17 protein-coding genes and 1 pseudogene are annotated in these 25,748 nt (G+C 64.4%); 13 read left to right on the forward strand and 5 right to left on the reverse strand.

All coding sequences use genetic code 11. From position 1 onward, the window contains the following. The first annotated feature begins 249 nt into the window (after positions 1-249). The 7 genes from OKW26_RS35990 to OKW26_RS36020 all read left to right on the forward strand — a co-directional run bounded on the left by OKW26_RS35990 (position 250) and on the right by OKW26_RS36020 (position 10,264). Complete coding sequence (locus OKW26_RS35990; RefSeq protein ID WP_184053870.1) at positions 250-918, forward strand: response regulator transcription factor; 669 nt, start codon at positions 250-252, stop codon at positions 916-918. Between the two features lie 369 nt (positions 919-1,287). Continuing rightward, positions 1,288-1,977: a response regulator transcription factor gene (locus tag OKW26_RS35995; protein WP_090802973.1), complete on the forward strand. Its 690-nt coding sequence runs from the start codon at positions 1,288-1,290 to the stop codon at positions 1,975-1,977. A gap of 108 nt (positions 1,978-2,085) precedes the next feature. Continuing rightward, the gene (locus OKW26_RS36000; protein ID WP_429356571.1) at positions 2,086-2,730 is read left to right on the forward strand and encodes a response regulator; all 645 of its coding nucleotides are present in this window, start codon (positions 2,086-2,088) and stop codon (positions 2,728-2,730) included. Positions 2,731-2,974: 244 nt separating this feature from the next. After that, the gene (aqpZ, locus tag OKW26_RS36005) at positions 2,975-3,721 is read left to right on the forward strand and encodes an aquaporin Z (RefSeq protein ID WP_429356572.1); all 747 of its coding nucleotides are present in this window, start codon (positions 2,975-2,977) and stop codon (positions 3,719-3,721) included. Positions 3,722-3,870: 149 nt separating this feature from the next. Further along, a complete protein-coding gene (locus OKW26_RS36010) occupies positions 3,871-8,283 on the forward strand; it encodes an ATP-binding protein (RefSeq protein ID WP_429356573.1) in 4,413 nt (1,470 codons plus the stop codon). Positions 8,284-8,733: 450 nt separating this feature from the next. Continuing rightward, positions 8,734-9,168, forward strand: a complete 435-nt coding sequence (locus OKW26_RS36015; RefSeq protein ID WP_184062452.1) for a CHRD domain-containing protein — start codon at positions 8,734-8,736, stop codon at positions 9,166-9,168. A 127-nt stretch (positions 9,169-9,295) separates the two neighbouring features. Then, positions 9,296-10,264, forward strand: coding sequence for an alpha/beta hydrolase (locus OKW26_RS36020; RefSeq protein WP_184053856.1), 969 nt, complete (start codon positions 9,296-9,298; stop codon positions 10,262-10,264). Here OKW26_RS36020 and OKW26_RS36025 read toward each other — a convergent pair. Then, a complete protein-coding gene (locus tag OKW26_RS36025) occupies positions 10,231-11,070 on the reverse strand; it encodes an EcsC family protein (RefSeq protein ID WP_429356574.1) in 840 nt (279 codons plus the stop codon). The two genes, OKW26_RS36020 and OKW26_RS36025, sit on opposite strands and share 34 nt — an antisense overlap. Positions 11,071-11,209: 139 nt before the next feature. Here OKW26_RS36025 and OKW26_RS36030 point away from each other — a divergent pair. Continuing rightward, positions 11,210-12,806: pseudogene (locus OKW26_RS36030) on the forward strand (MDR family MFS transporter). A gap of 30 nt (positions 12,807-12,836) precedes the next feature. Next, positions 12,837-13,337, forward strand: a complete 501-nt coding sequence (locus tag OKW26_RS36035) for a MarR family winged helix-turn-helix transcriptional regulator (RefSeq protein WP_429294473.1) — start codon at positions 12,837-12,839, stop codon at positions 13,335-13,337. 104 nt (positions 13,338-13,441) lie between these two features. On the opposite strand, the gene OKW26_RS36040 is transcribed toward OKW26_RS36035, so the two are convergent. Further along, positions 13,442-14,719 carry an amino acid deaminase gene (locus OKW26_RS36040; RefSeq protein ID WP_184062443.1) on the reverse strand — a complete coding sequence of 426 codons (1,278 nt, stop codon included), beginning with the start codon at positions 14,717-14,719 and terminating at the stop codon, positions 13,442-13,444. 155 nt (positions 14,720-14,874) lie between these two features. On the opposite strand from OKW26_RS36040, the gene OKW26_RS36045 reads away from it, so the two are divergent. From OKW26_RS36045 to OKW26_RS36055, 3 genes are all read left to right on the forward strand, one after another. Further along, positions 14,875-15,765 carry a MurR/RpiR family transcriptional regulator gene (locus OKW26_RS36045; protein WP_090802984.1) on the forward strand — a complete coding sequence of 297 codons (891 nt, stop codon included), beginning with the start codon at positions 14,875-14,877 and terminating at the stop codon, positions 15,763-15,765. A 3-nt stretch (positions 15,766-15,768) separates the two neighbouring features. Next, on the forward strand, positions 15,769-17,250 hold the full coding sequence (locus tag OKW26_RS36050; protein WP_184053838.1) for an N-acyl-D-amino-acid deacylase family protein: 1,482 nt from the start codon (positions 15,769-15,771) through the stop codon (positions 17,248-17,250). A gap of 71 nt (positions 17,251-17,321) precedes the next feature. Continuing rightward, complete coding sequence (locus tag OKW26_RS36055) at positions 17,322-17,708, forward strand: RidA family protein (protein WP_008923846.1); 387 nt, start codon at positions 17,322-17,324, stop codon at positions 17,706-17,708. A 92-nt stretch (positions 17,709-17,800) separates the two neighbouring features. On the opposite strand, the gene queF is transcribed toward OKW26_RS36055, so the two are convergent. The 3 genes from queF to ilvA are packed head-to-tail and all read right to left on the reverse strand — an operon-like array spanning position 17,801 to position 21,113. Next, positions 17,801-18,625, reverse strand: coding sequence for an NADPH-dependent 7-cyano-7-deazaguanine reductase QueF (gene queF / locus OKW26_RS36060; RefSeq protein ID WP_429356575.1), 825 nt, complete (start codon positions 18,623-18,625; stop codon positions 17,801-17,803). Then, positions 18,622-19,524, reverse strand: coding sequence for a 5'-nucleotidase (locus OKW26_RS36065; protein WP_429356576.1), 903 nt, complete (start codon positions 19,522-19,524; stop codon positions 18,622-18,624). The genes queF and OKW26_RS36065 overlap by 4 nt, the downstream gene beginning before the upstream one ends. 23 nt (positions 19,525-19,547) lie before the next feature. Then, positions 19,548-21,113, reverse strand: coding sequence for a threonine ammonia-lyase, biosynthetic (gene ilvA / locus OKW26_RS36070; protein ID WP_429357159.1), 1,566 nt, complete (start codon positions 21,111-21,113; stop codon positions 19,548-19,550). A 502-nt stretch (positions 21,114-21,615) separates the two neighbouring features. Between ilvA and OKW26_RS36075 the strand changes: the two genes are divergently transcribed. After that, positions 21,616-25,722 (forward strand): DUF3683 domain-containing protein, encoded by a 4,107-nt coding sequence (locus tag OKW26_RS36075; RefSeq protein ID WP_429356577.1) that lies wholly within the window; start codon positions 21,616-21,618, stop codon positions 25,720-25,722. The last annotated feature ends 26 nt before the right edge of the window (positions 25,723-25,748 follow it).

A 25,748-nucleotide genomic window follows, 5' to 3' on the forward strand; every position in this document is an offset into this window, starting at 1 on the left:
GCGCGCTTTGCGTTGCCGAATTGATTTTGATTCGATTCGAATCACGGTGCGCATATTGCCTGGTCGAACTATAAATTATCCCGATTATTGATCTGGATTAGGAACGCTCCGATTGTCGTGAATTTGCGAGGGTGATCAGATGGCTTTTCCGGCACGTCGCTTGAGTGCCGCGACGCAGGTCGACGCCTGCCGCCCGCACAGCCACTGCCGCGCGCATTTCGACCATTCTTATAACGAGCGAGACTAATCGTGACAAATCTTCGAATCATTCTGGCGGACGATCACCCGTTCGTCCTGCTTGGCCTGAAATCGACACTGGAGGCGCACGAGGGTCTGTCCGTCGTCGGTCAGGCGCAGATGCCCACTGCGTTGATCGCATTGCTGCAACACACACCGTGCGACGTGCTCGTCGTCGATCTTTCCATGCCGGAGCCCGCCGGCGAGATTGGCGACGGACTCGGCCTGATCCGGCGCATTCGTGGCGAGTGGCCGTCATTGCGCGTCGTCGTCGTGACTGGGCAGACGAATGCCGCGATGTTGCGTGTCGTCGTCGCCGATGCCGCGGTCAGTGTGATCGGCAAAGCCGATTCGCTCGAGGAACTGCCGCAAGCGGTCTGCGACAGTGCGCGCGGCGCGCGCTACCTGGGCCGCTCGGTAGTCGAAACGCTCGCGCGTTTGCAGCCGGACAACGGTCGGTTCGTGTCGGCCCTGCTGCTGTCGAAGCGGCAGACCGACATCCTGCGCAGGCTCGTGAGCGGCGAGTCCATCGTGCAGATCGCGGCGGCGCTCGGCTGCCATCGCCGCACGGTGAGCCGGCACAAGCGCGAAGCGATGGCGCGGCTTGGCGTCAACGACGACCCCGCGCTTTTTTCCTGTGTGCGCGCCTGCGGCACGGTCCTCCTCGAATCGGAAGACTAGGGTCTGTTTACATATGGAACGCACGTGCGTTGCCGCGAGAAGGGCCGCTCGCAAGGATTGCGACGCCGCGAATACTCGACGTATTCGCAAGGAGCATGACGCAGCGAGCGGCCCTTCTCGCGGCAAACCCCAGTTCTGAATTTCATTCCAGGGGAATGCCCGCTATCGGCCGTCCCCTTGGGGGACGGCGATAGCGGGCATTCGCACGTGCGTTCCATATGTAAACAGACCCTAAGCATCAGGCATACGGTTGTTCGTACCATTTCAGAGCGCTCTGATGTTTGTCGCAATAGAAATGCTCGACCATTGCGTGAGCGCCGGTCACACATAACAAGGTCGAGAAATGAAAGTATCGAGGAGCGCCAGACGATGAACCTCATGGCTGCATCAGGCTCGCCTGTTCGAACGATCATTGCGGATGATCATCCGCTGGTTCTGCTGGCTATAGAAAATCTGATTGGCAACTATCCGGACCTGAAGGTGGTTGGCCGTGCGGCGGATGTCGCCGAACTGTTCATCGAAGTCGATCGCAGTCCTTGCGATATCGTGCTGATGGACCTTTACATGCCAGGAGGGCACAACGACAACCGGTTCGACGTCGTCAGGCAGTTGAAGGCGCGCTATCCCAACGTGGCGCTCGTCATTCTGACAATGGAAACGGAGGCGGCGACGCTGCGCAAAGTGATGTCGCTCGGCGTGGATGGGCTGCTGAGCAAACGTGATCGTATCGATCTGATCCATGTGGCGGTGGTCATGGCGCTGGCGCGCGAATGTTTTGTCGGTCCGGCGGTGCGCGCCATGCTGGCCGATGTCACGCTGACGAAACGTCTCGACTTCGTGCGCGCCACCCTGTCTCGCCGAGAGTTCGAGGTTTTTACGCAATACGCGTCAGGACTCGGCGTCACGGAAATCGCCACGCGGCTGGGACGTAGTGTGAAGACGATCAGCGCGCAGAAGTGCATGGCCATGCGCAAGCTGTCGCTGAATAGCGACGCCGAACTGTTTCGCTTCGCAGTCGAGTATGGCGTAGTGCCAGAAGGGCTTGGTCAAAGCCGTTAAGCGAGCGGCAACATTCTGCGCAGGCGCGCGGCGAATATATCGGCATAACCGGGGGACACATTTCGTGCGGTATGCCCGATCGACACCATAAAAAAGTCACGGAAAAGAATGCCAAACAAGATTCACGTCGTCGTGGCGGACGATCACGACTCCATTCGCGCGGGCGTCCGATCTCTGCTGCGCGACAAGCCAAATATCGAAATTGTCGGCGAAGCTGCCGACACCCGTGGTCTCGCGAAGCTGCTCGATGCCTGCGCATGCGACGTCGTCGTGTCGGACATCGGCATGCCGGGACTCGACGGAGACACCAGCGCGGTGCCGCTATTGCGCCGGCTGCTACGGCGCACGCCGCATCCCCACGTGGTCGTGCTGACCATGATTGGGCGCGCGCATGTGTTGGCCGGCTTGCGCAATATCGGCGTGACTGGAATCGTCGACAAGCGCGACGCCGTGGACGCATTGATCGACGCAATCGAAGCCGTTGCCGCCGGGGGCACCCATCTATCGGAACAGGTTCGGGCCGCACTCGGGACCGCGGAGCCTGCGCCGCCCCGGCGCGGCGGTGTGATGAGCGCACGCGAGTGGGAGGTGTTTCAACTCTATGTGCGAGGCCTCGCGGTGCACGAGATCGCCACACGTCTGCGACGTAGCGACAAAACCATCAGCACGCAAAAACGCAGCGCGATGCGCAAGCTCGGACTGGAAACAGAAGCCGACCTGATCAACTACGCCACTCAGATTGGGCTGATATGAGGCGCAGCAACGGCCACAAATTCTTGTTCTCGATGGATTTGAGGTAGCCCTTATCAGACTTATCTGATTGCCGTGGCGTGGGGGGCACCCAATAATCTTGGCCGCCTGTCATTGCGCGCCTTGCGCCGCAACTGCCAAGCGGCTGGTTCGTGATCCGATTACCAATGGATCAGGGGAATCCGGTGCAGACCTCTTCGCGCGATCGTTTGGCGTCTGTGCCTCATACTTGATGGACGGGATAGAGATGTTTGCGCTAGGCAAGCGATTGTGCAGCGAGGGTGTGGGTACGGCTTGGCTCGTGTTCGTCGGCTGCGGCAGTACGGTGCTGGACACCACAGGCGTGCTGCAGGGCACTGGCGCGTTGCAAATGTCGTTGGCGTTCGGTCTTGCGCTTGCTACCGGCAGCTATGCCTTCGGCAAGATTTCCGGCGCGCATTTCAATCCTGCCGTCACCATCGGCCTGACGATCGCGCAGCGCTTTCCCGTGCGTGATGTCTTGCCCTATATCGCTGCGCAAATCTGGGGCGCAATAGTCGCCGCGGCGCTGCTCGCCTACCTCGCCAGCGGCCGGCCAGGTTTCGAACTCTCCGCGAGTGAATTCGCGGCGAACGGCTTCGGCGCTCATTCGCCCGCCGACTATCCATTGCATGCGGCGCTCGTCGTGGAATGCGGGCTGTCGTTCGTGTTTGTCGGAGCGTGCCTGCTGGTCGTCGTTCGAAAAGAGGTGGCAACGATTGCGCCATTCATCACCGGCGCATGTCTGATGCTCGTCTACCTGGTGTCCATTCCGATCACCAATGGAGCGGTCAATCCCGCACGCTCGACCGCGCAGGCGCTGTTCGTCGGCAACTGGGCGCTGGATCAGTTGTGGCTGTTCTGGGCCGCGCCGTTGGCCGGAGCAATCGCGGCTGGCGTGCTGTTTTCGTTTCTGGACGGCGGAGCCGATTCGTCTTCGGTGTCGTTGGTGGACGGGCAGGGTGACGTTTCGTGAGCGAGGGGCGGTACTCACCACTTCCGGTCGATGCGGTGCTGGCATTGGGGCTGCGGCGTTTGTTGCGGTGTCTTTGGCCGCGCTCGCCGCGCCACTCAGTGACGCATTGGCTCGCGTTTTTCCTGCTGGCGGTTACGGATGCGGTCTGCATGGCCGGACCAGCCGGCGCTGCGTCACAGCCACCCGTAATTTCCGCAGTGGGAGCGGGTTCTTCCGCGTCGTCATCCATTGCATTTCCTGCCAGATTGACGGTCGGCATTCTCGAAGGAGGCTGGGCGCCGTTCGACATTCCGCAGGACGGCCGGCTCGCCGGCGTCAGCGGCGACCTGTTGCGCGCGCTCGTGGGGCCGAACGTCGTCATCGAGACGAAGAGCTTTCCCAACATGACCAAGCTGGTCGCCGCGGCTTGCGCCGGCGAGGTCGACCTGCTGACGAGCATAGCGCGCACGCCGGAGCGCGAGCGCTGCCTCAGCTTTACGGCTCCTTACTTCCACTCGTTCGCCTCGGCCGTCGTGCGTCGCGACGACGCCCGGCGTGTGAGCCCCACCGACCTCGCTGGCGCGCGTACCGCGATCGAGCGCGGTTTTGCGCGTGAGCGTTTGTTGCGCGCAGGTTTTCCTCGCGCGAGTATCGTCTCGTTCGCGAGCACGCACGAAGCGCTGAACGCGCTACTGCATGGCGATGCAGACGTCTACTTCGGCTTCACGCCGGTCGTGCAATACGAACTGGCGACCGACGCGTATCGCAAGCTGCGCGTAGCGTTCGAGCAAGGCGGCAAAGCGCTCGACCTGCGCTTTGCCGTATCGCCTCGCCAGCCTGCTTTGCGCGATCAGCTAAACCGCGCGCTCGTGTCGATGAATCCCGCCGAGGCCGCCGCGATACGTGCGCGCTGGCTGTCCGGCAACTTCAACGCGGCGCCCGCGCCGCATGCACCACGCTTCACGTTAACGCCGGAAGAGAAGAACTGGCTGCGTTCGCTGCCGCCGTTGCAGGTCGGCTTCGACAACGACTGGGCGCCGTTCAGCTATGTTGATTCCGCAGGCCGCCCCGTCGGTCTGACCGCCGATTACCTCACGTACCTGAGCAGCACGCTCGGTGTCGTGTTCAACCGCGCGCGCATGGCCGACTGGGCCGCCGCCGTCGAGGCGTTCCAGCGTGGCGACCTCGCGATGCTGTCCTCCACATCGAGTCGCGCCGCGCTTCTGGTAGGCGCCGACCATAGCCGGGTGTACGAGAGCGATCCGCTGGTGATCGTCGGGCGCAGTGGCGCGCCGCCCCCGTGCTCGTTCGACGACATCACGTCGTGCCGCGTCGTGATGTCGCCGCATGTGGCCGGCTCGGTGCCGCTCGCGTTGGAAGCGGTGCCGGTCGATCACATCGTCGTCGCGGCGAGCCTGGGCGAGGCGCTGCGCATGGTCGCGAGCGGCGAGGCCGACGTGCTGGTCGGCAACGCGGCCGCGATCAACGTGCAACTGCGGCAGCACTACGTCGGCGCGCTCAGGGTGCTCGACTCGCTCGGCGAATCCGACTCGTTGTATTTTGCTGTGCGCGAGGATCTGAGCCCGCTCGTCAAGCTGATCGATCGCGCGTTGCAGGCGATGCCGGCAGCCGAAAAGCAGCGCATCCGGCGCAAGTGGGTGAGTCCCGCCGCGCCGGACAACGCCGTATGGAGCGTGACTGCGGTGCGGCTGCTGCCGGTGCTGATCGGCATCGGCGTCGTGCTGCTGGTCACGTTGCGCGCGTACGTGCTGCTGCAACGCGAAGTCCGGCTACGCAAGCAGACCGAGCGCGAACTCGCACTGCAATTGAACTTCCAGGAAACGATGATGAAGACGGTGCCGTATCCGCTCATCGCGAAAGGCCTGGACGGACGGTACATCGCGATCAACGAGGCCTATGAGAAAGCGTGCGGGCTGGAGCGGAAGGACGTGCTCGGGCGCACGACGACCGAGGTCGGCACATGGGGCGACGCAAACAGCCGCGTGCTCGACGACATCACGGGCGAGATCCTGCGCGGCGGCGGCATCGCGAAAGTCGAACTCCAGTTCGAGGACGGCGCTGGCGAGACGCGGCATGGGATTTTCTGGACGAGCGTCTGCGAGGCCAGCGATGGGCGTCCGGCGTACGTGCTTGGCACGATGGTCGACATCACCGACATCCGGCGCGCTGAAATGCGCGCGAGCGAAACCGAACGGCGCCTGTTCGACGTCACGCGCTCGTTGCCCGCCGTCGTGTTCCAGTTGCGGCGCTCGCCGTCCGGCGCGTATTCCTTCCCGTACATCGGCGGCGACACGCGGCATCTGCTCGGCGAGGGTGATTGGCATGGGGGGGCACGAGTCGATTTCCAACGAGTGTCGGAGCTGGATCGGCCGCGCGTTCTCGCCGAGCTCGAGCGTTCCGCGAGCTGCGCCTCCCCAGTGCATATGGAGTTCCGCCTCGAAAACGCCGGTCAACTAAAGTGGGTGCGGGCCGAGCTGGTGCCGCGGCGAGAAGCCGATGGCAGCGTCGTTTGGAGCGGCTATTGGGTCGATGCGAGCGTCGAGCGCGCGCGTTCGGAGGAACTCGCGCGGGCACGCGATGTGGCCGAGGCGGCCTCGCGCGCGAAGGACGACTTCTTCGCGATGATGAGCCACGAAATCCGCACCCCGATGAACGGTGTGCTCGGTCTCGTCGAAGTGCTCGAGCGCACGCCGCTCAGTACCGATCAGAGCGAAATGCTCGGCATGATCCATGAGTCGGCGGGCGCGCTGCTGCAGATTCTCGATGATCTGCTCGATTATTCGAAGATCGAGGCGGGGCGGCTCACGCTCGAAGCCGAGCCGATCGATCTGCGCGAACTCGTCGATAACGCGGTCGGCCTGCTCGCGGGGCGCGCCCACGAAAAAGGGCTGAAAGTGCGCGTCGACATCGCGACCGACGCCGCCGCAACGCTCCGCGGCGACAGCGTGCGTCTGCGCCAGATTCTGTTCAATCTGCTTGGCAATGCGATCAAGTTCACGCCGAAGGGCGAGGTGGGTGTTAGCGTGGCGGTCGTCCAGGATCGCGCGGACTCGCAGACGTTGGAGCTGACCGTTGAGGACACCGGCATCGGCATCGCGCCGGATGTGCAGGCGGGCCTGTTCGAGCCGTTCGTGCAGGCTGAGTCGTCCACGACGCGGCGCTTCGGCGGCACGGGCCTTGGGCTGACGATCTGCCGCAAGCTGATCGACCTGATGAACGGCACGCTCGCGCTGCGCAGCGAACCGGGCCACGGCACGAGGATGACCGTGCGGCTGACGATGCCGATCGTCGAGCAGCGTTATTCGATCAACGGTCTGCGCGGCAAACGCGCCGTCGTGATCACGCGAGATCCGCGCATCGGCCGAGCCCTCGTACACTTCGGCGAGGCGCTCGGGCTCGAACTGCGCAGCCTCCAGGCCGCTGCGGCGACGCAGGGCAAAAGCGACGTGCTGAGCCGCGCGGATCTGCTGTTCGTCGGCGAGGACGTCACGTTGCCCGTACAGATCGGCGCAAATGCGCGTGTCGTCACGCTGACCGAAAAGCCGATGCCGACGGGTTACCGCATCCTCGCCGACAAGGTGCGCGTGAGCATCAATCCGATTTCGTGGCGCGGCCTCGGCGCCGCATGCGCGGCCGCGATGACGGGCCTGTCGTCGATGTCGCCGATGGTACCGCGAGCGCCAGGCGTGCCGTTCTCGACCGATGGCGTCGCGCCGCCGCCGGATCGTGAACGCGCGATCGCGAGCGGGCGACTGATTCTTGTCGCGGAAGATCACCCAGTCAATCAGGAGTTGATCCGCCATCAACTCGCCCTGCTGGGGTTCGCGTGCGACGTCGCGAACGACGGCGCCGAAGCGCTTCTCGCGCTCGAGCGCACGAGCTATGGCTGCCTGATCACGGACTGTCACATGCCGAACCTGTCCGGTTACGAACTGACTCGCCGTATCCGCGAAGCGGAGGCACTGCGCGGCGGCGCGCAGCGTCTGCCGATACTCGGCATCACGGCCAACACCGCGCCCGACGACCTGAGGCTGTGCCGCGAAGCCGGCATGGACGACAGTCTGATCAAGCCGACTCGGCTCGCCACGTTGCGCGACTACCTGAGCCGCTGGTTTGGTACCGACACCGTTCGGCACCCCGCGCCGGCAGAAACATGCGGTCGCGAATCGTCTGCGCCGGCCGGCGAGCGGCAGATCACGCAGCGCGTCGGTGTCGAACCGTACGTGCCCATCGAACTAGCACACATGACGCAGTTATGGGGAAGCGAGTCGACGGTCAAGGCGTTGCTCGGTTCATTCATCTCGTCGATGCGCGAAGACTTCAACGTGCTTGCGACGTTACTCGAACGCGCGGACACGGGGCGGGTGCCCGAGTGGCTGCATCGGGTGATGGGGGCGGCCAGCGTGCTGCAGTATCAGCCACTCGTACACGCGCTCGAAGCCTATCGTCGCGACATTGTCGCGAAGTCGCCCGAGCAGTTGCGTAACGAGGGGCATGCGCTAATCCGCCAATGCGAGGCGATGCTCGATGGCATCGAACAGCAGGCCGCATTGCTCGCCTAGCGGGCGGCGGGCGCTGACCTCGCGCGAATACGCGGCCGATTCAAACGGCCGCGACCAAAATCGGGACGAAAAAAAAACGCGGCCGAAGCCGCGTTAAAGATTTGGAGACATCCTTCGATGAAGGAGTCACTTCTCGCAAATCGAAGCATACCAGGAACAGCGTCATTTATTCATTACAAATCGCGCAATTGACTTTTCGATTAAATCGATTAAAACGATTTCGCACTACGTTTTTGCCGGTATTTTAGGCATATCGTGACGAACGCCTGTGCGCATTGCGCACCTTGCCGATCAGGCCTTCGGTTTTAATCACAGTCCGGTTCGAATCAAAGCGGCCCGCGCAAGCCACCATCCCAACCTCACCGGCTCCAAATGATTTGCACTAGTATGTGGAAGCTCCGCACGGCCGACACGGGTGCCGCGGCGGCGCGTCAATGTCCGGAGAAGACTATGATTTCGCTGCGAAAATTGAATCTGGCCGTGGTGGTGTGGGCGCTTGCGTCGGGCGCTGCGTTCGCGGATACGGTTGCGCTGAAGGCGAATCTCCAGCCGTCGAGCGAAGTGCCGCCGCGCGTGAGTCACGGGCACGGCATGCTGAATGCGACCTTCGACACGTCCACCCAATCGCTGCAGTGGACTGTTACTTACGAAGGCTTGAGCAGTCCGGTTACCGCCGCGCATTTCCACGGTCCCGCGCCGGTTGGCCAGAACGCGAAGGTCCAGGTGCCGATCGAGAAGAATGGCCTCGCGAGTCCGATCAAAGGCACGGCGAAGCTGACCGAGCAGCAGGTCACGGATCTGATGGCGGGGCAGTGGTACTTCAATGTTCATACCGCGCAGAATCCGACGGGCGAAATTCGCGGGCAGGTGTTGCCGGCGAACTAGGCGTGGGCCTCGCGTGGGCCGAGCGCGCGTGCCGCGGCCAAAAGCAGCTTCGTTAGAACCCGCCAACCAACGGCGTCCCCGCCACCGCCCGTACCATGACGGGACTTCAACGAAGGAGCATGTCCCGATGAGCTGGCAAAGCGCGCTCGCTTGCTGGTATTTGCGCAAGCAGTTCCGGCCCGAAACCCTCAAACCGTCTATCAACGTCGAGCGTGCGCGCGCGCTGACCTCGAAGCGGGTGTGGTCGCCACGCGTGCCGCGCGGCTGGCATCTTCGCGAAACGTATGGCGCGGGCGAGGCGCCGCTCGTCGGCGAATGGCTGGAACGCGTGGACGGCGGCACGGCCGGCGGCGCGGAGCCGACGGTGCTGTATTGCCACGGCGGAGGCTACTACTTCTGCTCGCCGCGCACGCATCGGTCGCTAACGTTCGCTCTCGCTACCCGCGCAGACGCGCGGCTCTTCTCCCTCGACTACCGCCTCGCGCCCGAGCATCGCTTTCCGGCCGCGCTTGACGACGCCACCGCCGCCTATCGACAACTGCTCGCGATGGGCATCGCACCGAGCTCGATCGTGGTCGCCGGCGACTCGGCCGGCGGCGGCCTCGCGCTCGCCACGCTGGTCGCGCTGCGCGACGCCGGCGCACCGATGCCCGCTGGCGGCCTGCTGTTCTCGCCGTGGACCGATCTGGCGACGACCGGCGCGAGCCTGCGCACCAACGACAGCGTCGATCCGATGTTCTGTGGCGCCTCGATCGAGCGCGCGGCCAAGGTCTATCTCGGCGACGCGCCGGCCACGCATCCGTACGCGTCGCCGGTCTACGCGGACCTGCGCGGTCTGCCGCCGTTGTTCTTGCAGGCGGGCAGCACCGAGGTGCTGCTCGACGACGCGCGCCGCGTCGCCGACAACGCGCACGCGGCAGGAGTCGATTGCGAATGCGAGGTGTGGAAAAACCTGCCGCACGTGTGGCCGATGTTCGCGCCATTCATGCCGGAGGCGAACCGCGCGCTCGATCGCGCGGCCGCGTTCGTGCGACGCGCGACGAGCCGCGCCGCGAACAGGGCTCAGGCGTCGAGCGTGACGTCGAGCGTCCGATAGACGGCTTCGATCGTTTGCTGGCCGTATTGCCGCTCGAGCCGCCGCACGGTGAAGTGCCCGTGCGCGACCTGCTGGAAGTGATCGATAAACACGGTGTTGACCATCGCGCCGAGCACCGCGCCGATCGCGGGAATCGATTTGGCAGCGATCTGTTCGCTGACCTGCACCGAAAAGCGCGCGGCGATCGCGTTGAGCAGCCGCAGCAGCGCCGCCGAGCCGTGGGTCGTGAAGCCCTTGCTGGCCACCTCGGACGACGCCTTCGACACCGCCTGCGCTAGCGCGCCGCGCATGAAGAAGTAGCCGAGGTCGGCGTCGTCGTCCTCGCTCGATGTACCACCCATGCCGAGCACGGTCAGGCATTGCAACTGCGTGTCGACCGAGGTCAGGTCCTCGCCCTCGCTGCGCGCGATGTCGCAGATCGAGCGGAACATCAGCGTAGTCGTGACCGGCAGCTCGACTGGCAGCGCGATCAATCCAAACGCGCCGCCGGCCGCGCCGGTGGTCGCGACCGCGAACTTGTGCAGCAGGTTGTTCGGCTTGTCGAGCGCGAGAAGCTTGGCGTCGTCGCGCCGGCCGAGCGTGCGTAGCGCGATCGACAGACATTTGCGCAACGCGGCCTGCGTCGCATCGGACACTTTTTGGTTGGCGAACGCCGGGATGCGCGATAGCAGCTTCTCGATCGGCGCGCCGACGACGCTCGCGAGCTTCATCGTGAGCGCGGGGCTTTCGAGCTGGTGTTTCGCGCGCCGCAGCGCGGCGAGATCCTGCTCCGATAAGGATGGTGCTGCGAGCGAACTCGGCTGCATGGGCCTCCCTGGCATGTCGTGTCTTGGATACTTCAAGGTCAGTCTACCGCGTTGCAAGACGCGTTCCGGTCCCGGTTGGAGCGTCGCATCGTGGTATGATCCCCAATCTTTTGACACGTCAACTTTTGCTCCATCAAAAATGGCTGTCCATACCGCCGCTCACCATTCGAGTGGGCAAGTCTTACCGTTCCGCGAATCCCTGCTGGCCATGCTCGGCATCTCGTTCGTCACGATGCTGGTCGCGCTCGACCAGACCGTGGTCGGCACCGCGCTGCCCACCATCGTGTCCGAACTCCGAGGCTTCGAGTTGTACGCATGGGTCGCAACCTCGTATCTGCTGACCTCGGTGATCACCGTGCCGATTTTCGGGCGGCTTGGTGATTATTACGGGCGCAAGCCGTTCGTGATTGCGTCGATCGTCGTGTTTACCGGCGCCTCGGTGCTGTGCGGGGCGGCCAACAGCATGCTGTTTCTCGTGCTCGCGCGCGGGTTGCAGGGCATTGGCGGCGGCATGCTCGTCGGCACCGCGTTCGCATGCATTCCCGATCTGTTCCCCGATTCCGTCGTGCGGCTGCGCTGGCAGGTGCTGATGAGCTCGGCGTTCGGCATCGCCAATGCGGTCGGCCCGTCGCTCGGCGGTTTTCTCACGCAGTACTACGGCTGGCGCTCGGTGTTCTATGTGAATTTGCCGGTCGGGCTGCTGTCGCTGTTTTTCGTCTGGCGTTTCCTGCCGCATCTGCGGCACGTCGAACATACCGGCAAAATGCGGCTCGACTGGCCCGGCGCGCTGCTGATCGCGATCGCGCTCGGCTCACTGCAGCTGTTCGTCGAATTGCTGCCGAAGCACGGCATCACGCTGAGCGCGTTCGCGCTGCTCGGGCTCGCCGTCGCGTCGGCCGTCACGCTGTGGAAATGGGAAAAGCGCTGCCCGACCGCGATCCTGCCCGTCGACATGTTCCGCAACCGCAGTCTGGCCCGCGCTGTTCACGCTGGCCGTGCTCGGCGGCTTCACGATGTTCTCGCTGCTGTTCTACGCACCGCTGCTGTTCCAGGGCGGCTTCGGCATGTCGCCGAAAGAGGCGGGCCTCGTGATCACGCCGCTCGTCGTGTTCATCACGATCGGCAGTATCGCGAACGGGCGCGTCGTGTCGCGGGTGAAGAATCCGAACCTGATGCTGTACATCGGCTTTGCGATGGTCGCGCTGTCATGCCTTGGCATCGTCGTCGCGACCCGTTCGATGCAGCAATGGGTGCTGATGTCATTCATGGTCGTCGGCGGCCTCGGGCTCGGCTTCGTGATGCCGAACCTGACGATCTTCGCGCAGCAGACCGCAGGCCGCGAACACCTCGGCATCGCGACCGCGCTGCTGCAGTCGCTGCGGATGATCGGTGGCATGATCGGCACGGCGCTGACCGGCACGCTCGTGACCCACATGTACAAGAGCGGTGTGCGCAATGCGCTCGAAGGCGCGGGCGCGACGCACTGGTTCGCCGATCTCGGCGATCCGCAGATCCTGATCAACCGCAATGCGCAGACCACGCTCGTCGACCAGTTGACCCACGCTGGCCACAACGGCGCGATGTTGCTCGAAAGTGCGCGCGAGGCGCTGGTCGGGGCGATTCATCTGGGTCTCGCGATGGCCGCGGTGATCGCCGTCGTGTCGGTGTGGCAAACCCGCCGCGTGCCGCCGATCAAGCTGCAGCGCAAGCTCGAGCCGGTGATTCACGCAGACTGATTTTTGAACTTGGTGTTGGACAGGCAGATTATGGAAGAACAGGACCGCGTCGCCGTCATGCAGCAATTTGGTCGCACGTATCGGGCGTTCATGTCGGCATTCGAGGCCCAGGTGGGGCATCCGTTGCCACGCTGGCGCATTCTGCTCGCGCTGCGCGAGCAGGCCGGCGAGTCGTCGCAGAAGCGGCTCGTCGAGCGGTTGCGCGTCGATCCTGGCGCGCTCACGCGACAGCTGAAGGCGCTCGAAGGGTTGGGCTGGATCGCGCGCAGCATGGATACGCGCGATAACCGCGTGACCAACGTGCGCCTGACCGAAGCGGGCCACGCCGCGACCGAAGCGAGCCTGCCGCGTCGCAACGCGTTCTTGCACGACACGATGGCCGGGTTGCCGGATGAGGCGCTCGCGGCGTTGTCGAGCGCGCTGAAAATGTTGGAGACGCGCATCGGCGAGGTGACGGCCAACGCCAGCGCCGCGACCGTGGCCGCCGCGCCGCAGGAGACCGCCGGCGACGAGGCGGCGCAGCGCATGTGATTTTTAGTCCGCGCGTGGCGATAAAAAAGGCTGTGAGCCCAAGGGCGCACAGCCTTTTTCTTTAGCGGAACAGATCGCGCTTGAGTCAGCGCGGCGTGTTCCGATCAGAAGAACGTCTCGATCACTTCCTTCACGCGATACTGCGGATCGACGACCAGCACCTGCTTCCACTTGTCGAACGTCAGGCACGGATGCGAGATGTCGAACGCGATCATGTCGCCCACTTTCAGATCGGCGCCGGCGGGAATCCGCAGATACGCGTGCTGATCCATCAGGCCGAAGATTTCCCAGCCCTCGCTCGCGGCGATGTCGCGCGGCGCTTGCCGGCCCGGGCGATAGTGGCGCGCCGGCTCCGGCATGCCTGCGTCGAACGCGGAGTCGCGTTTGCCGAGGCCGATGATCGCGCGATCCGGCTCGGGAATGGACTGCACGTACGCCCACAATTGCAGCGCCGGCAGCAACCCTTCGCCCATTTTCTTCGCGACCGGATTGCGCTTGAAGATGTCGGTCTGCGCCTTGCGATAGATGCCGACGTCATGCGTCAGATAGCAGCCGGGACGCAGCACGACCTCGACCTTGCCGGATTGCGTCGCCTGCGCGAACTCTTCGGCGACCACGTCGTACCACGCCGATCCCGCGCCCGATAGCACCGCCGGCGAGCGCGCGAAACGCCCCTGCTCGACAAGTTCGCGAGTGACCGCAACCGCGCCTTGCAGGAACGCGCGCACTTCGGGTTCTTCCTTCAGCACGCCTTCGTACAGTTCGACCCCCGCGAGCTTCAGCACGTCCGGATAGCGCGCGATCGCGTCGAGCACCGCGTTGCGTTGCGCTTCGTCGCGCACGCCGGTGCGTCCGCCCGGCACGCCGAGTTCGAGCAGCACCTGCAGCGGCTTCTTCACCGAGGTGAAGAATTCGCCGAGTTGCTCGACGCCTTCAGCCGAATCGACGAGGCAGAAGAATTCGAAATCCGGATCGCTGAGCAATTCGGCGATCATCATCATGTTGTGACGGCCGACCAGCTGATTCGCCATCAGGATGCGCGAGACGCCGCCGTGGTACGCCGCGCGCACCTGATGAGCGGTGGCGAGCGTGATGCCCCACGCACCGGTTTCGAGCTGACGGCGAAACAGTTGCGGCGCCATCGTGGTCTTACCGTGAGGCGCGAGCTTGACGCCGTATTCGGCAACGAACGCCTGCATCCACTTCAGGTTGTGCTCGACGCGATCCTCGTACAGTACGGCAGCCGGCAGGCTGACGTCCTCGGCGAGCAGGTTCCACTCGAGGCGCGCGGCGTCCTTCAGCTGGACGCTCGTGCCCGGAACCATGCCCAAGCCCTTGCTATAAGGATCAATCGTCGCGCCCTGATAGTTTGTAACTTTCATGTCTCCGTGCTCCATCGTCCGGGTAAATTGAGTCAGATTTGACTTTACCATGTTATCGAAAGTACGATGTCTGAACGAATGTTATTTAGTACCATGGGTTTCGAAGGCCGCCGGAAAGGGCCGCGAAAGCCGTGCCGCGAACCCCACCGCCTGCCATGAACCGTAGCGCCGAACCGCTCGCTTTCGACATCGTCGCGCGCATTGCCGAGTGCGCGCCGGAGTTGCGCTCGGCCGAACGCAAGGTCGCCGCGCTGATCCTCGACGATCTGACCGGCGCGTCGCGCGCGAGCATCGGCGCGCTGGCACAGCAGGCCGAGGTCAGCATCGCGACCGTCACGCGCTTCGCGAAGGCCGTCGGCTGCCGCGACGTGCGCGAACTCAAGCTGCGGCTCGCGCAGGCGGCGGCGGTCGGTCAGCGGTTTCTCGAGCGCGACACCGCAAGCGACGCACCCGAGCCGATCGCCACGCGCGTCTTCGACGAGTTGCAAACGGCGCTCGCGCACAATCATCAACTGCTGCGCCAGGCGCCGCTCGCCGAAGCGGCGGCCGCGCTGCGCGATGCGCGCATGATCTACGTGTTCGGCATGGGCGGCGGCTCGACCGCGCTCGCTGACGAAATGCGTTTCAGGCTCGTGCGCCTCGGCCGCCCGGTCGCGACCTATCAGGACGGGCTGTTGCAGCGCATGGTGGCGAGCACGGTGTCGCGCGAGTGCGTCGTGATCGCGCTGTCCACCACGGGGCGCGTGCCCGAGATGGTCGAGAACTGCAAGATCGCGCGCAGCTACGGTGCGACGGTGGTCGCGCTGACGGCGCCCGCGTCGCCGCTGGCGAAGCTCGCCAACTGGCTGATCCCGATCGTCGCGTTCGAAACCGATTTCATTTACAAGCCGTCGTCGTCCCGTTACGCGATGATGATGGCGCTCGATGTGCTCGTCACCGAACTTGCCGTCAGTCAAGGCGACGAAAGCCGCGAATTGCTGCGCCGCATGAAGCACGCGCTCGACGCGCACCGCGGCGGCGGCGATCGACAACCGTTAGGAGACTGATCCATGCATTCGCATCCCGAAGCCGCCGACACGCTGATCGTCGGCGCGCAACTGTACGACGGCACGGGCGCGCCGCCCGTCGAGCGCGACGTGGCGATCCGCGACGGGCGCATCGTCGCGATCGGCAATCTGTCGAACTGGCTCGCCGAAGAGGTGATCGAGGCCGAGGGGCGCGCGCTCGCGCCGGGCTTTATCGACGTGCACACGCACGACGACACGCATGTGATCCGCTCGCCGCAGATGCTGCCGAAGATCACCCAGGGCGTGACGACGGTGATCGTCGGCAATTGCGGGATCAGCGCGTCGCCGGTATCGCTGAAGGGCGATCCGCCCGATCCGATGAACCTGCTCGGCGAGCGCGACGCGTTCCAGTACCCGACCTTCGCCGACTATGTGAACGCGGTGAACGCCGCGCGGCCGGCGGTGAACGTCGGCGCGCTGATCGGCCACACGGCGTTGCGCAACAACCAGATGGACCGGCTCGATCGCGCGGCGACTGCCGAGGAAATCGAGCGCATGTGCGCGCAGCTCGAGGAAGCGCTCGCGCACGGCGCGCTCGGTCTCAGCTCGGGGCTCGCATACGGTTCGGCGTTCGCCGCGCCGACCGAGGAAGTGATGGCGCTCGCCGAGCCGCTCGCGGCCGCGGGCGCGCTGTACACGACCCATATGCGCACCGAGTTCGACGCGATTCTCGACGCGATGGACGAGGCCTACCGCGTCGGTCGTCATGCGCGTGTGCCGGTCGTGATCTCGCATCTGAAGTGCGCGGGGCCGTCGAACTGGGGGCGCAGCGTCGAGGTGCTGAAGTCGCTCGAAGGCGCGCGCGGCGGGCAGCCGGTCGGTTGCGACTGCTATCCGTACAACCGCAGCTCGTCGACGCTCGATCTGAAGCAGGTGACAGGCGACATCGACATCACGATCACGTGGTCCGAGCCGCATCCGGAAATGGCGGGCAAGCTGATCAAGGAAGTCGCGGCCGAATGGGGCGTCTCGCAGCAGGAGGCGGGCAAGCGCCTGCAGCCGGCCGGCGCGGTCTATCACAACATGTCCGAAGACGACGTGCGGCGCATCCTGTCGCATCCGGCGACGATGGTCGGTTCCGACGGCCTGCCGAACGATCCGCTGCCGCATCCGCGGCTGTGGGGCGCGTTTCCGCGCGTGCTCGGTCACTATGCGCGCGATGCCGCTTTGCTGCCGCTCGAGGAAGCGGTGCGCAAGATGACGAGCCTGTCCGCGCGCCGCTTCGGACTCGCGCAACGCGGCGAAGTGCATATCGGCTATCACGCGGACCTCGTGCTGTTCGATCCGGCGAAAGTGCATGACGTGGCGACGTTCGACAAGCCCCAGCAGCCCGCTGCCGGCATCGATGCGGTGTGGGTCAACGGCGTGCTGTCGTATCGCGATGGCGCGGTGACGGGCGAGCGGGCTGGCCGGTTCGTCACGCGCGGCGCGCCGTCGAAGGGCGATGCGCAGGGCGCGTTCTGATTTTTTATCGATTGATGGCGGCACGCGCGGCGAGGGCGCCGCGCGTGCCCGACTTTTTAAGGAGTGTGACGATGAAGCGATATGGCGTGGAAGGCGGAAAGGGAACGGGCGGTCAGGTGATGCCGTTCGCGCGCGCGGTCGAGGCGGACGGTTGGCTGTTCGTGTCGGGCCAGACGCCGATGGAAAACGGCGAAGTGATCAACGGCGGCATCGTCGAGCAATCTCACAAGGCGATCCAGAACGTGTTCGCGATCCTGAAGGAAGCGGGCTATGGCGCCGAGCACGTCGTGCGTTGCGGCGTGTGGCTCGACGATCCGCGCGACTTCGCGTCGTTCAACAAGGTGTTTCGCGAGTATTTTGGCGAGAATCCGCCGGCGCGCGCGTGCGTGGTGTCGTCGATGGTGATCGACTGCAAGGTCGAGGTGGATTGCGTCGCTTATAAGAAGCCGGCGGCCTGATCGCTTTGATGGCTTTCATGTGACGAGGGCGCCGCAGGTCGTGATGGCCTGCGGCGCCCTCGTCGCGTTTACCGCTGTTTTTTGTGTTGGAGTTACTGCCGCGCGAGCCGCATGTTGTCCGGCATCGGCAGGTTGTAGTTGGTGCGGAACGGGTTGATGTCGAGCCCGCCGCGGCGCGTGTAGCGCGCATACACGGCGAGCTTCAGCGGTTTGCACATCTTCATGATGTCGACGAAGATTCGCTCGACGCATTGCTCATGAAACCCGGTGTGATTGCGGTACGAGATGATGTATCGCAACAGGCCCGCGTGATCGATCTGCGGGCCGGCGTAGTGGATCTGCACGCTGCCCCAGTCCGGTTGACCGGTCACCGGGCAGTTCGACTTCAGCAGGTTCGAGAACAGCGTTTCCTCGACCGGCGCTTCGTCGCGCGCCGCGCTCAAAAGTGACGCGTCCGGCTGATAGACGCTCGCCTCGAGTTCGAGCCGGTCGAGCGACAGACCGGCGAATTCTTCCATTTTCAGCTTGCCGAATTCGTGCGGTGTGCTCAGATGTACCGACACGCTCGCGCCGCACGACGCGGACACGTCGCGCCTGATCGTGTCGCGCACGCTCTCGGCCGAGTCGAACGCAGTCTGCGCGAACGAGCCGAGATACAGCTTGAACGATTTCGACTCGACGATGTTCGGCGAGTCGGCCGGCACGAAGAACGTCGCGACGGCGATCTGCGGCTTGCCGCGCGCGTTCAGCCACGACAGCTCGTAGGCGTTCCAGATGTCGGTGCCGAAAAACGGCAGTCGCGCGGTAATGCCGATCGCCTCGCGCGCATGGCTGCGCGCAATCGGAAATAGCAGCGTCGGATCGTATTGTTCGGTGTAAGTCGAGGACTTGCCGAGCGGGGATTGTTCGGGTGTCATGATGCGTTCACGATGCCACTCAGCACGTGCCCGGTCGCGGTTACGACGCGGGCCGATTCGCAGTGGCCGATCTGGTCGTCGAAGAAAAAGTCGGGCTCGAACTCGCGCAGAAATGCGCTTTTGTCGAGGCCGCCGAGGAACATCGCTTCGTCGATTTCGATGTTCCATGCCATCAGGGTGCGGATCGCGCGCTCATGCGCGGGAGCCGAGCGCGCCGTCACCAGCGCCGTGCGAATGCGCATCGGCGCGGCCGCGTCCGCGAGTTTTTGCAGCCGGTGGAGTGCTTCGAGCAGCGGCTTGAGCGGACCGTCCGCGAGCGGCAGATGCTTGTTGTCGATCTCGTGACCGACGAACGCGCGCAGGCCGTCTTGCTGGAAGATGCGTTCCGCTTCGTCGGAAAACAAGACCGCGTCGCCGTCGAACGCAATGCGGATTTCGTCCGGGTATTTGCTCGCCATTTTCGCCGATTCCGGCAACACGCGTGCGGCTGGGAAGCCAGCGGCGAGCGCATCGCGCACGTCGTGCTGATTCGCCGACAAAAACAGCGAAGCGTTCAGCGGCTTCAGATAACCGAACGGCGCGCGGCCGCGCGTGAACACGCCGCGCTCGATCGCGAGCCCGTGTTCGCGGCAGGAATGAAACGCGCGCAGACCGCTGATCGGATCGCTGCGCGACAGGATCACCACTTCGACGCGATGACCGCCGGCGTTCAGCGCAAGCAGCTTGCGGATCAGCGGAAACGCCACGCCCGGTTTCGCGGGCACGTTCAGACGCTCGCGCTGCAACGCTTCGTAAGCGTTCAGGTCGCCGGCCTCGTAGACACGGTTCTCTTCCTCGAAGTCGAACAGTGCGCGCGACGAGATTGCGACCACCAGTTTGTCGACGAGCGAAAGCGCCATCGTTGCGTTCCGGTTCGAAGAGATCAGGCGAGGAAGAGACGATAGACCGGATTCTTCGTCTCTTCCCAGCACGGATAGCCGAGCGTTTCGATGAAGCGCTCGAACGCCGCGTGGTCGCTCCCGGGCACCTGAATGCCGACCAGAATCGAGCTGTAGTCCGCGCCCTGGTTGCGGTAGTGGAACAGGCTGATGTTCCAGTTCGGCGCCATCGACGACAGGAATTTCATCAGCGCGCCCGGACGTTCCGGAAACTCGAAGCGAAACAGTCGTTCGTCGCGCGCGAGCGGCGAGCGGCCGCCGACCATGTAGCGGATGTGCTGCTTCGACAGTTCGTCGAAGGTCAGGTCGACGGTGGCGAAGCCGTGCGCTTCGAAGGCGCCGGCGATCTGCGCCGATTCGCTGCGATTGCGGATCTGCACGCCAACGAAAATATGCGCCGAGTTCGCGTCAGCGATCCGGTAGTTGAACTCGGTGACGCTGCGCGTGCCGAGCAGCTCGCAGAAGCGCCTGAAGCTGCCGCGCTCTTCGGGGATCGTCACCGCGAAGACCGCTTCGCGCGCTTCGCCCACCTCCGCGCGTTCGGCGACGAAGCGCATGCGGTCGAAGTTCATGTTCGCGCCCGACGTGATCGCGATCAGCGTCTGGTTCTCGATGCCTTCCCGTTCGGCATACTGCTTGGCGCCGGCCACCGCGAGCGAGCCCGCCGGTTCGAGCACGCTGCGCGTGTCCTGGAACACGTCCTTGATCGCGGCGCACAGCGCATCGGTGTTCACGAGCAGCACTTCGTCGAGATATTCGCGGCACAGACGGAAGGTCTCTTCGCCGACGAGCTTCACCGCGGTGCCGTCGGAGAACAGCCCCACTTCGTTCAGCGTCACGCGCTCGCCCGCCTGCAACGACGCGGCCATCGCGCACGAATCATCGGTCTGCACGCCGATCACCTTGATCTCGGGGCGCACCGATTTCACGTATGCGGCGACACCGGCCGCGAGACCGCCGCCGCCGATCGGCACGAAGATCGCGTGAATCGGCCCCTGGTGCTGGCTGAGGATTTCCATCGCGACGGTGCCCTGACCGGCGATCACGTACGGATCGTCGAACGGATGCACGAAGGTCAGGCCGCGCTCTTCCTGCAGCTTGACCGCGTGACCATAGGCGTCGCTATACGACTCACCGAACTGCACGATCTCGACAGTCGGCCCGCCATGCGTGCGGATCGCGTCGACCTTGAGCTGCGGCGTCGTCACCGGCACGACGATGATCGCCTTCACGCCCATGCGTGCCGCCGATAACGCCACGCCCTGCGCATGATTGCCCGCCGACGCGGTGATCACGCCGCGACTGAGCGCCTCGGCCGGAATATGCGCCATCTTGTTGTATGCGCCGCGCAGCTTGAACGAGAACACCGGCTGGTTGTCCTCGCGCTTCAGATAGACCGGGTTGCACAGCCGCGCCGACAGGTTCGGCGCGCGTTCGAGTTCGGTCTCGCGCGCCACGTCGTAGACGCGCGCGGTCAGGGTCTTTTTCAGGTAGTCGTGGGAAGCCATGCGGGTGGCGCGGTGCGCTGTGTAAGACGGGAAAACGTCAATGATAGCGCCAACGGTGCCCGCTCTGGCCGTTCAGCGCACTCCGGGGAAGGGTGGCACGCCCCTGGCCCGGCCGTTTGTCAACTGCATGATCGAAGTTTGCCAAACCGTCCGGCCGGTCAATGAGGCGGCGTGCGAAATAGCGCCAAACTCACCGCCAAATCCCCCGAACCCCCGCTGCCGCCCGATTCCCACCGTCAACGCGTGGCGGAATGATGCGGTAGAATTTCGTTTTGGAATAAGGATCGGAAGATGCACTGGCAGCCTCGGATCGCCCATTTAATGCCCGTCCCGCGCGAATCCTGCCCCGCGGCGGAACGGCATGTCCGCCACGCGCGATCGTGTAGCTGTCTCTGAGTGCCGCGAAGCGACCGCCGTGAGTTGGCCGCCGGTCGTGCTTGCTCCCCTTGAAGCCCTAGAAGATTTCAAGCATTGCGCCCCACGCGCATTGTCCGCCGACGCCTCGTGACGAGTGCGCCAGGCTGACCTACCGAGTCGTCCAACCATGAACGCACCTCAAGTTTTCGATCCGCACGGCGCCGCCGGCGCGGTGGCCGCCGATCCCGAAGCGCGTCTGCGCGAAATTCCCTACAACTACACGTCGTTCTCCGACCGCGAAATCGTCATCCGCCTGCTCGGCAACGACGCCTGGGACGCGCTCGCCGAACTGCGCGCCGAACGCCGCACCGGCCGCTCGGCGCGCATGCTGTACGAAGTGCTCGGCGATATCTGGGTCGTGCGCCGCAATCCGTATCTGCAGGACGACCTGCTCGACAATCCGAAGCGCCGCGCGCTGTTGATCGAGGCGCTCAATCACCGTCTCGCCGAAATCGAAAAGCGCCGCCGCGCCGATCTGCGCGAACACGGCGACGAAGCCGGCGTCGAGCGCGCCGCACGCGTCGAAAAGCTGGTGCAGGCCGCGCGCCGCGCGATCGACCAATTCGCCAGCGAATTCCAGCAGACCTACGACCTGCGCCGCCGTTCTACGCGCGTGCTCGGCAAGGTCACGCAGAAAGACAACATCAAGTTCGATGGCCTGTCGCGCGTCTCGCACGTGACCGACGCGACCGACTGGCGCGTCGAATACCCGTTCGTCGTGCTGACGCCGGACTCCGAGGCCGAAATCGCCGGCATGATCAAGGCCTGCTTCGAACTCGGCCTGACGGTGATTCCGCGCGGCGGCGGCACCGGCTACACGGGCGGCGCGGTGCCGCTCACGCCGTTCTCGGCCGTCATCAACACCGAAAAGCTCGAACAGCTCGGCCCGGTCGAAATGACCCAGCTGCCGGGCGTCGATCGCAAGGTCGCGACGATTTTCTCGGGCGCGGGCGTCGTCACGCGCCGCGTGACCGAAGCGGCCGAGCAGGCCGGCTTCGTGTTCGCGGTCGACCCGACCTCGCTCGACGCGTCCTGCGTCGGCGGCAACGTCGCGATGAACGCGGGCGGCAAGAAGGCGGTGCTGTGGGGCACGGCGCTCGACAACCTCGCGTGGTGGCGCATGGTCGACCCGGAAGGGAACTGGCTCGAAGTCACGCGTCTCGAGCACAACATGGGCAAGATCCACGACATCGAAGTCGCGCGTTTCGAGCTCAAATGGTTCGACGGCGACTACGCGCCGGGCGAGAAGCTGCTGCGCACCGAAGCGCTGGACATCAAGGGCCGCGTGTTCCGCAAGGAAGGCCTCGGCAAGGACGTCACCGACAAATTCCTCGCCGGTCTGCCGGGCGTGCAGAAGGAAGGCTGCGACGGCCTCATCACGTCCGCGCGCTGGGTGCTGCACAAGATGCCTGCGCATACGCGCACCGTCTGTCTCGAGTTCTTCGGCCAGGCGCGCGAGGCGATTCCGAGCATCGTCGAAATCAAGGACTACCTGTTCGAGACGTCGCGCCAGGGCGGCGCGATTCTCGCGGGTCTCGAGCATCTTGACGAGCGCTATCTGCGCGCGGTCGGCTATGCGACCAAGAGCAAACGCAACGCGTTTCCGAAGATGGTGCTGATCGGCGATATCGTCGGTAACGACGCGGACGCGGTCGCGCAGGCCACCTCGGAAGTCGTGCGCATGGCCAACGGCAAGAGCGGCGAAGGCTTCGTCGCCGTCAGCGCCGAGGCCCGCAAGCGCTTCTGGCTCGACCGCAGCCGTACGGCCGCGATCGCAAAGCACACCAACGCGTTCAAGATCAACGAAGACGTCGTGATTCCGCTCGACCGCATGGGCGAATACACGGACGGCATCGAGCGCATCAACATCGAGCTGTCGCTGAAGAACAAGCTGCAACTGGTCGACGCGCTCGAAGCGTTCTTCAAGGGCGGCAAGCTGCCGCTCGGCAAGAGCGACGACGCGAACGAAATCCCCAGCGCCGAGCTGCTCGAAGACCGCGTGCAGCAGGCGCTCGATCTACTCGCGCGTGTGCGCACGCGCTGGGAATTCGTGCGCGGCAAGCTCGACCTGTCGCTGCGCGAGGCGCAGCACTACCTGGTCGGCCTCGGCTACGAGTCGCTCGCCGAAAAGTTCGCCGACCGCGTCGACGCGCAACCCGACGCAAACGTATTCCACCTCGCGCAGGACCGCACGATTCGCGTGTCGTGGAAGCAGGAAATCCGCGCCGAATTGCGGCAGATTTTCAACGGCGGCGAGTTCAAGCCGATCCTCGACGAAGCCCAGGCGATCCACAAGCAGGTGCTGCGCGGGCGCGTGTTCGTCGCGCTGCACATGCACGCGGGCGACGGCAACGTCCACACGAACCTGCCGGTCAACTCCGATAACTACGAGATGCTGCAGGACGCGCACACGGCGGTCGCGCGCATCATGAAGCTCGCGCGTTCGCTCGACGGTGTGATCTCCGGCGAGCACGGCATCGGCATCACGAAGCTCGAATTCCTGACCGACGACGAGATCGGCGAATTCCGCAAGTACAAGCAGCGCGTCGATCCGCATGGGCGCTTCAACGCGGGCAAGCTGCTCGAAGGCGCGGACCTGCGCAACGCGTACACGCCGAGCTTCGGCCTGATGGGCTACGAATCGCTGATCATGCAGCAGTCCGATATCGGCGCGATTTCCGAGTCGATCAAGGACTGCCTGCGCTGCGGCAAGTGCAAGCCGGTCTGCGCGACCCACGTGCCGCGCGCGAACCTGCTGTACAGCCCGCGCAACAAGATTCTCGCCACGTCCTTGCTGGTCGAGGCATTCCTGTACGAAGAGCAGACGCGCCGCGGCGTGTCGATCAAGCACTGGGACGAGTTCAACGACGTCGCCGATCACTGCACTGTCTGCCACAAGTGCGTGACGCCGTGCCCGGTGAAGATCGACTTCGGCGACGTGACGATGAACATGCGCAACCTGTTGCGCAAGATGGGCAAGAAGAAGTTCAACCCGGGCAACGCCGCGGGCATGTTTTTCCTGAACGCGACCAACCCGCAGACCATCAACCTCGCGCGCACCGCGATGATGGGCATCGGCTACAAGGCGCAGCGCCTCGGCAATGAAGTGCTGAAGAAGTTCGCGAAGAAGCAGACCGCGCATCCGCCCGCCACGGTCGGCAAGCCGGTGATCACGCAGCAGGTGATCCACTTCATGAACAAGAAGATGCCGGGCAACCTGCCGAAGAAGACCGCGCGCGCCTTGCTCGATATCGAGGACAACAAGATCGTCCCGATCATCCGCAATCCGAAGACGACCACCGCCGACACCGAAGCGGTGTTCTACTTCCCGGGCTGCGGCTCCGAGCGGCTGTTCTCGCAGGTTGGTCTCGCGACCCAGGCAATGCTGTGGGAGGCGGGCGTGCAGACCGTGCTGCCGCCGGGCTACCTGTGCTGTGGCTATCCGCAGCGCGGTTCGGGCCAGTACGACAAAGCCGAGCAGATCGTCACCGACAACCGCGTGCTGTTCCACCGCGTCGCCAATACGCTGAACTACCTCGACATCAAGACGGTGGTGGTGTCGTGCGGCACGTGCTACGACCAGCTCGCCGGTTACGAATTCGAAAAGATCTTCCCGGGCTGCCGGATCATCGACATCCACGAGTATCTGCTGGAAAAAGGCATCAAGCTCGATGGCGTGAACGGCGTGCGCTACATGTACCACGACCCGTGCCATTCGCCGATCAAGACGATGGACCCGGTCAAGCTCGTCAATCAGCTGATGGGTTCGGAGCAGGACGGCTACAAGATCGAGAAGAACGACCGCTGCTGCGGCGAATCGGGCACGCTCGCGGTCACGCGTCCCGACATCTCGACCCAGGTGCGCTTCCGCAAGGAAGAAGAAATCCGCAAGGGCGCGGCGAAGCTGCGCGGCATCCCTCTCGTCGCCGAAGCGGGCGCGAACGCGATCAATCCGGCCAATGCATCGGTCGGCGCCGCGGGCGCGCCGAACGGTTCGGTGCTGAAGGCCGGCGACGGTCCGCAGCCCAATCACGGAAACGCGGGTTCGGCCGACGTCAAGATCCTCACGAGTTGCCCGTCGTGCCTGCAAGGGCTGTCGCGCTACAACGAAGACGCGGGTACCGAGGCGGACTACATCGTGGTCGAGATGGCACGTCACGTGCTCGGCGAAAACTGGATGGCGGACTACGTTCAACGGGCGAACAATGGCGGAATCGAGCGCGTGCTGGTTTAATGGCACGACCAACGATTTTTGCCGAG

Origin of the sequence: Paraburkholderia sp. 32, assembly GCF_050435345.1 — a bacterium.
In the GTDB taxonomy this organism is placed as follows: Bacteria; Pseudomonadota; Gammaproteobacteria; order Burkholderiales; family Burkholderiaceae; genus Paraburkholderia; species Paraburkholderia tuberum.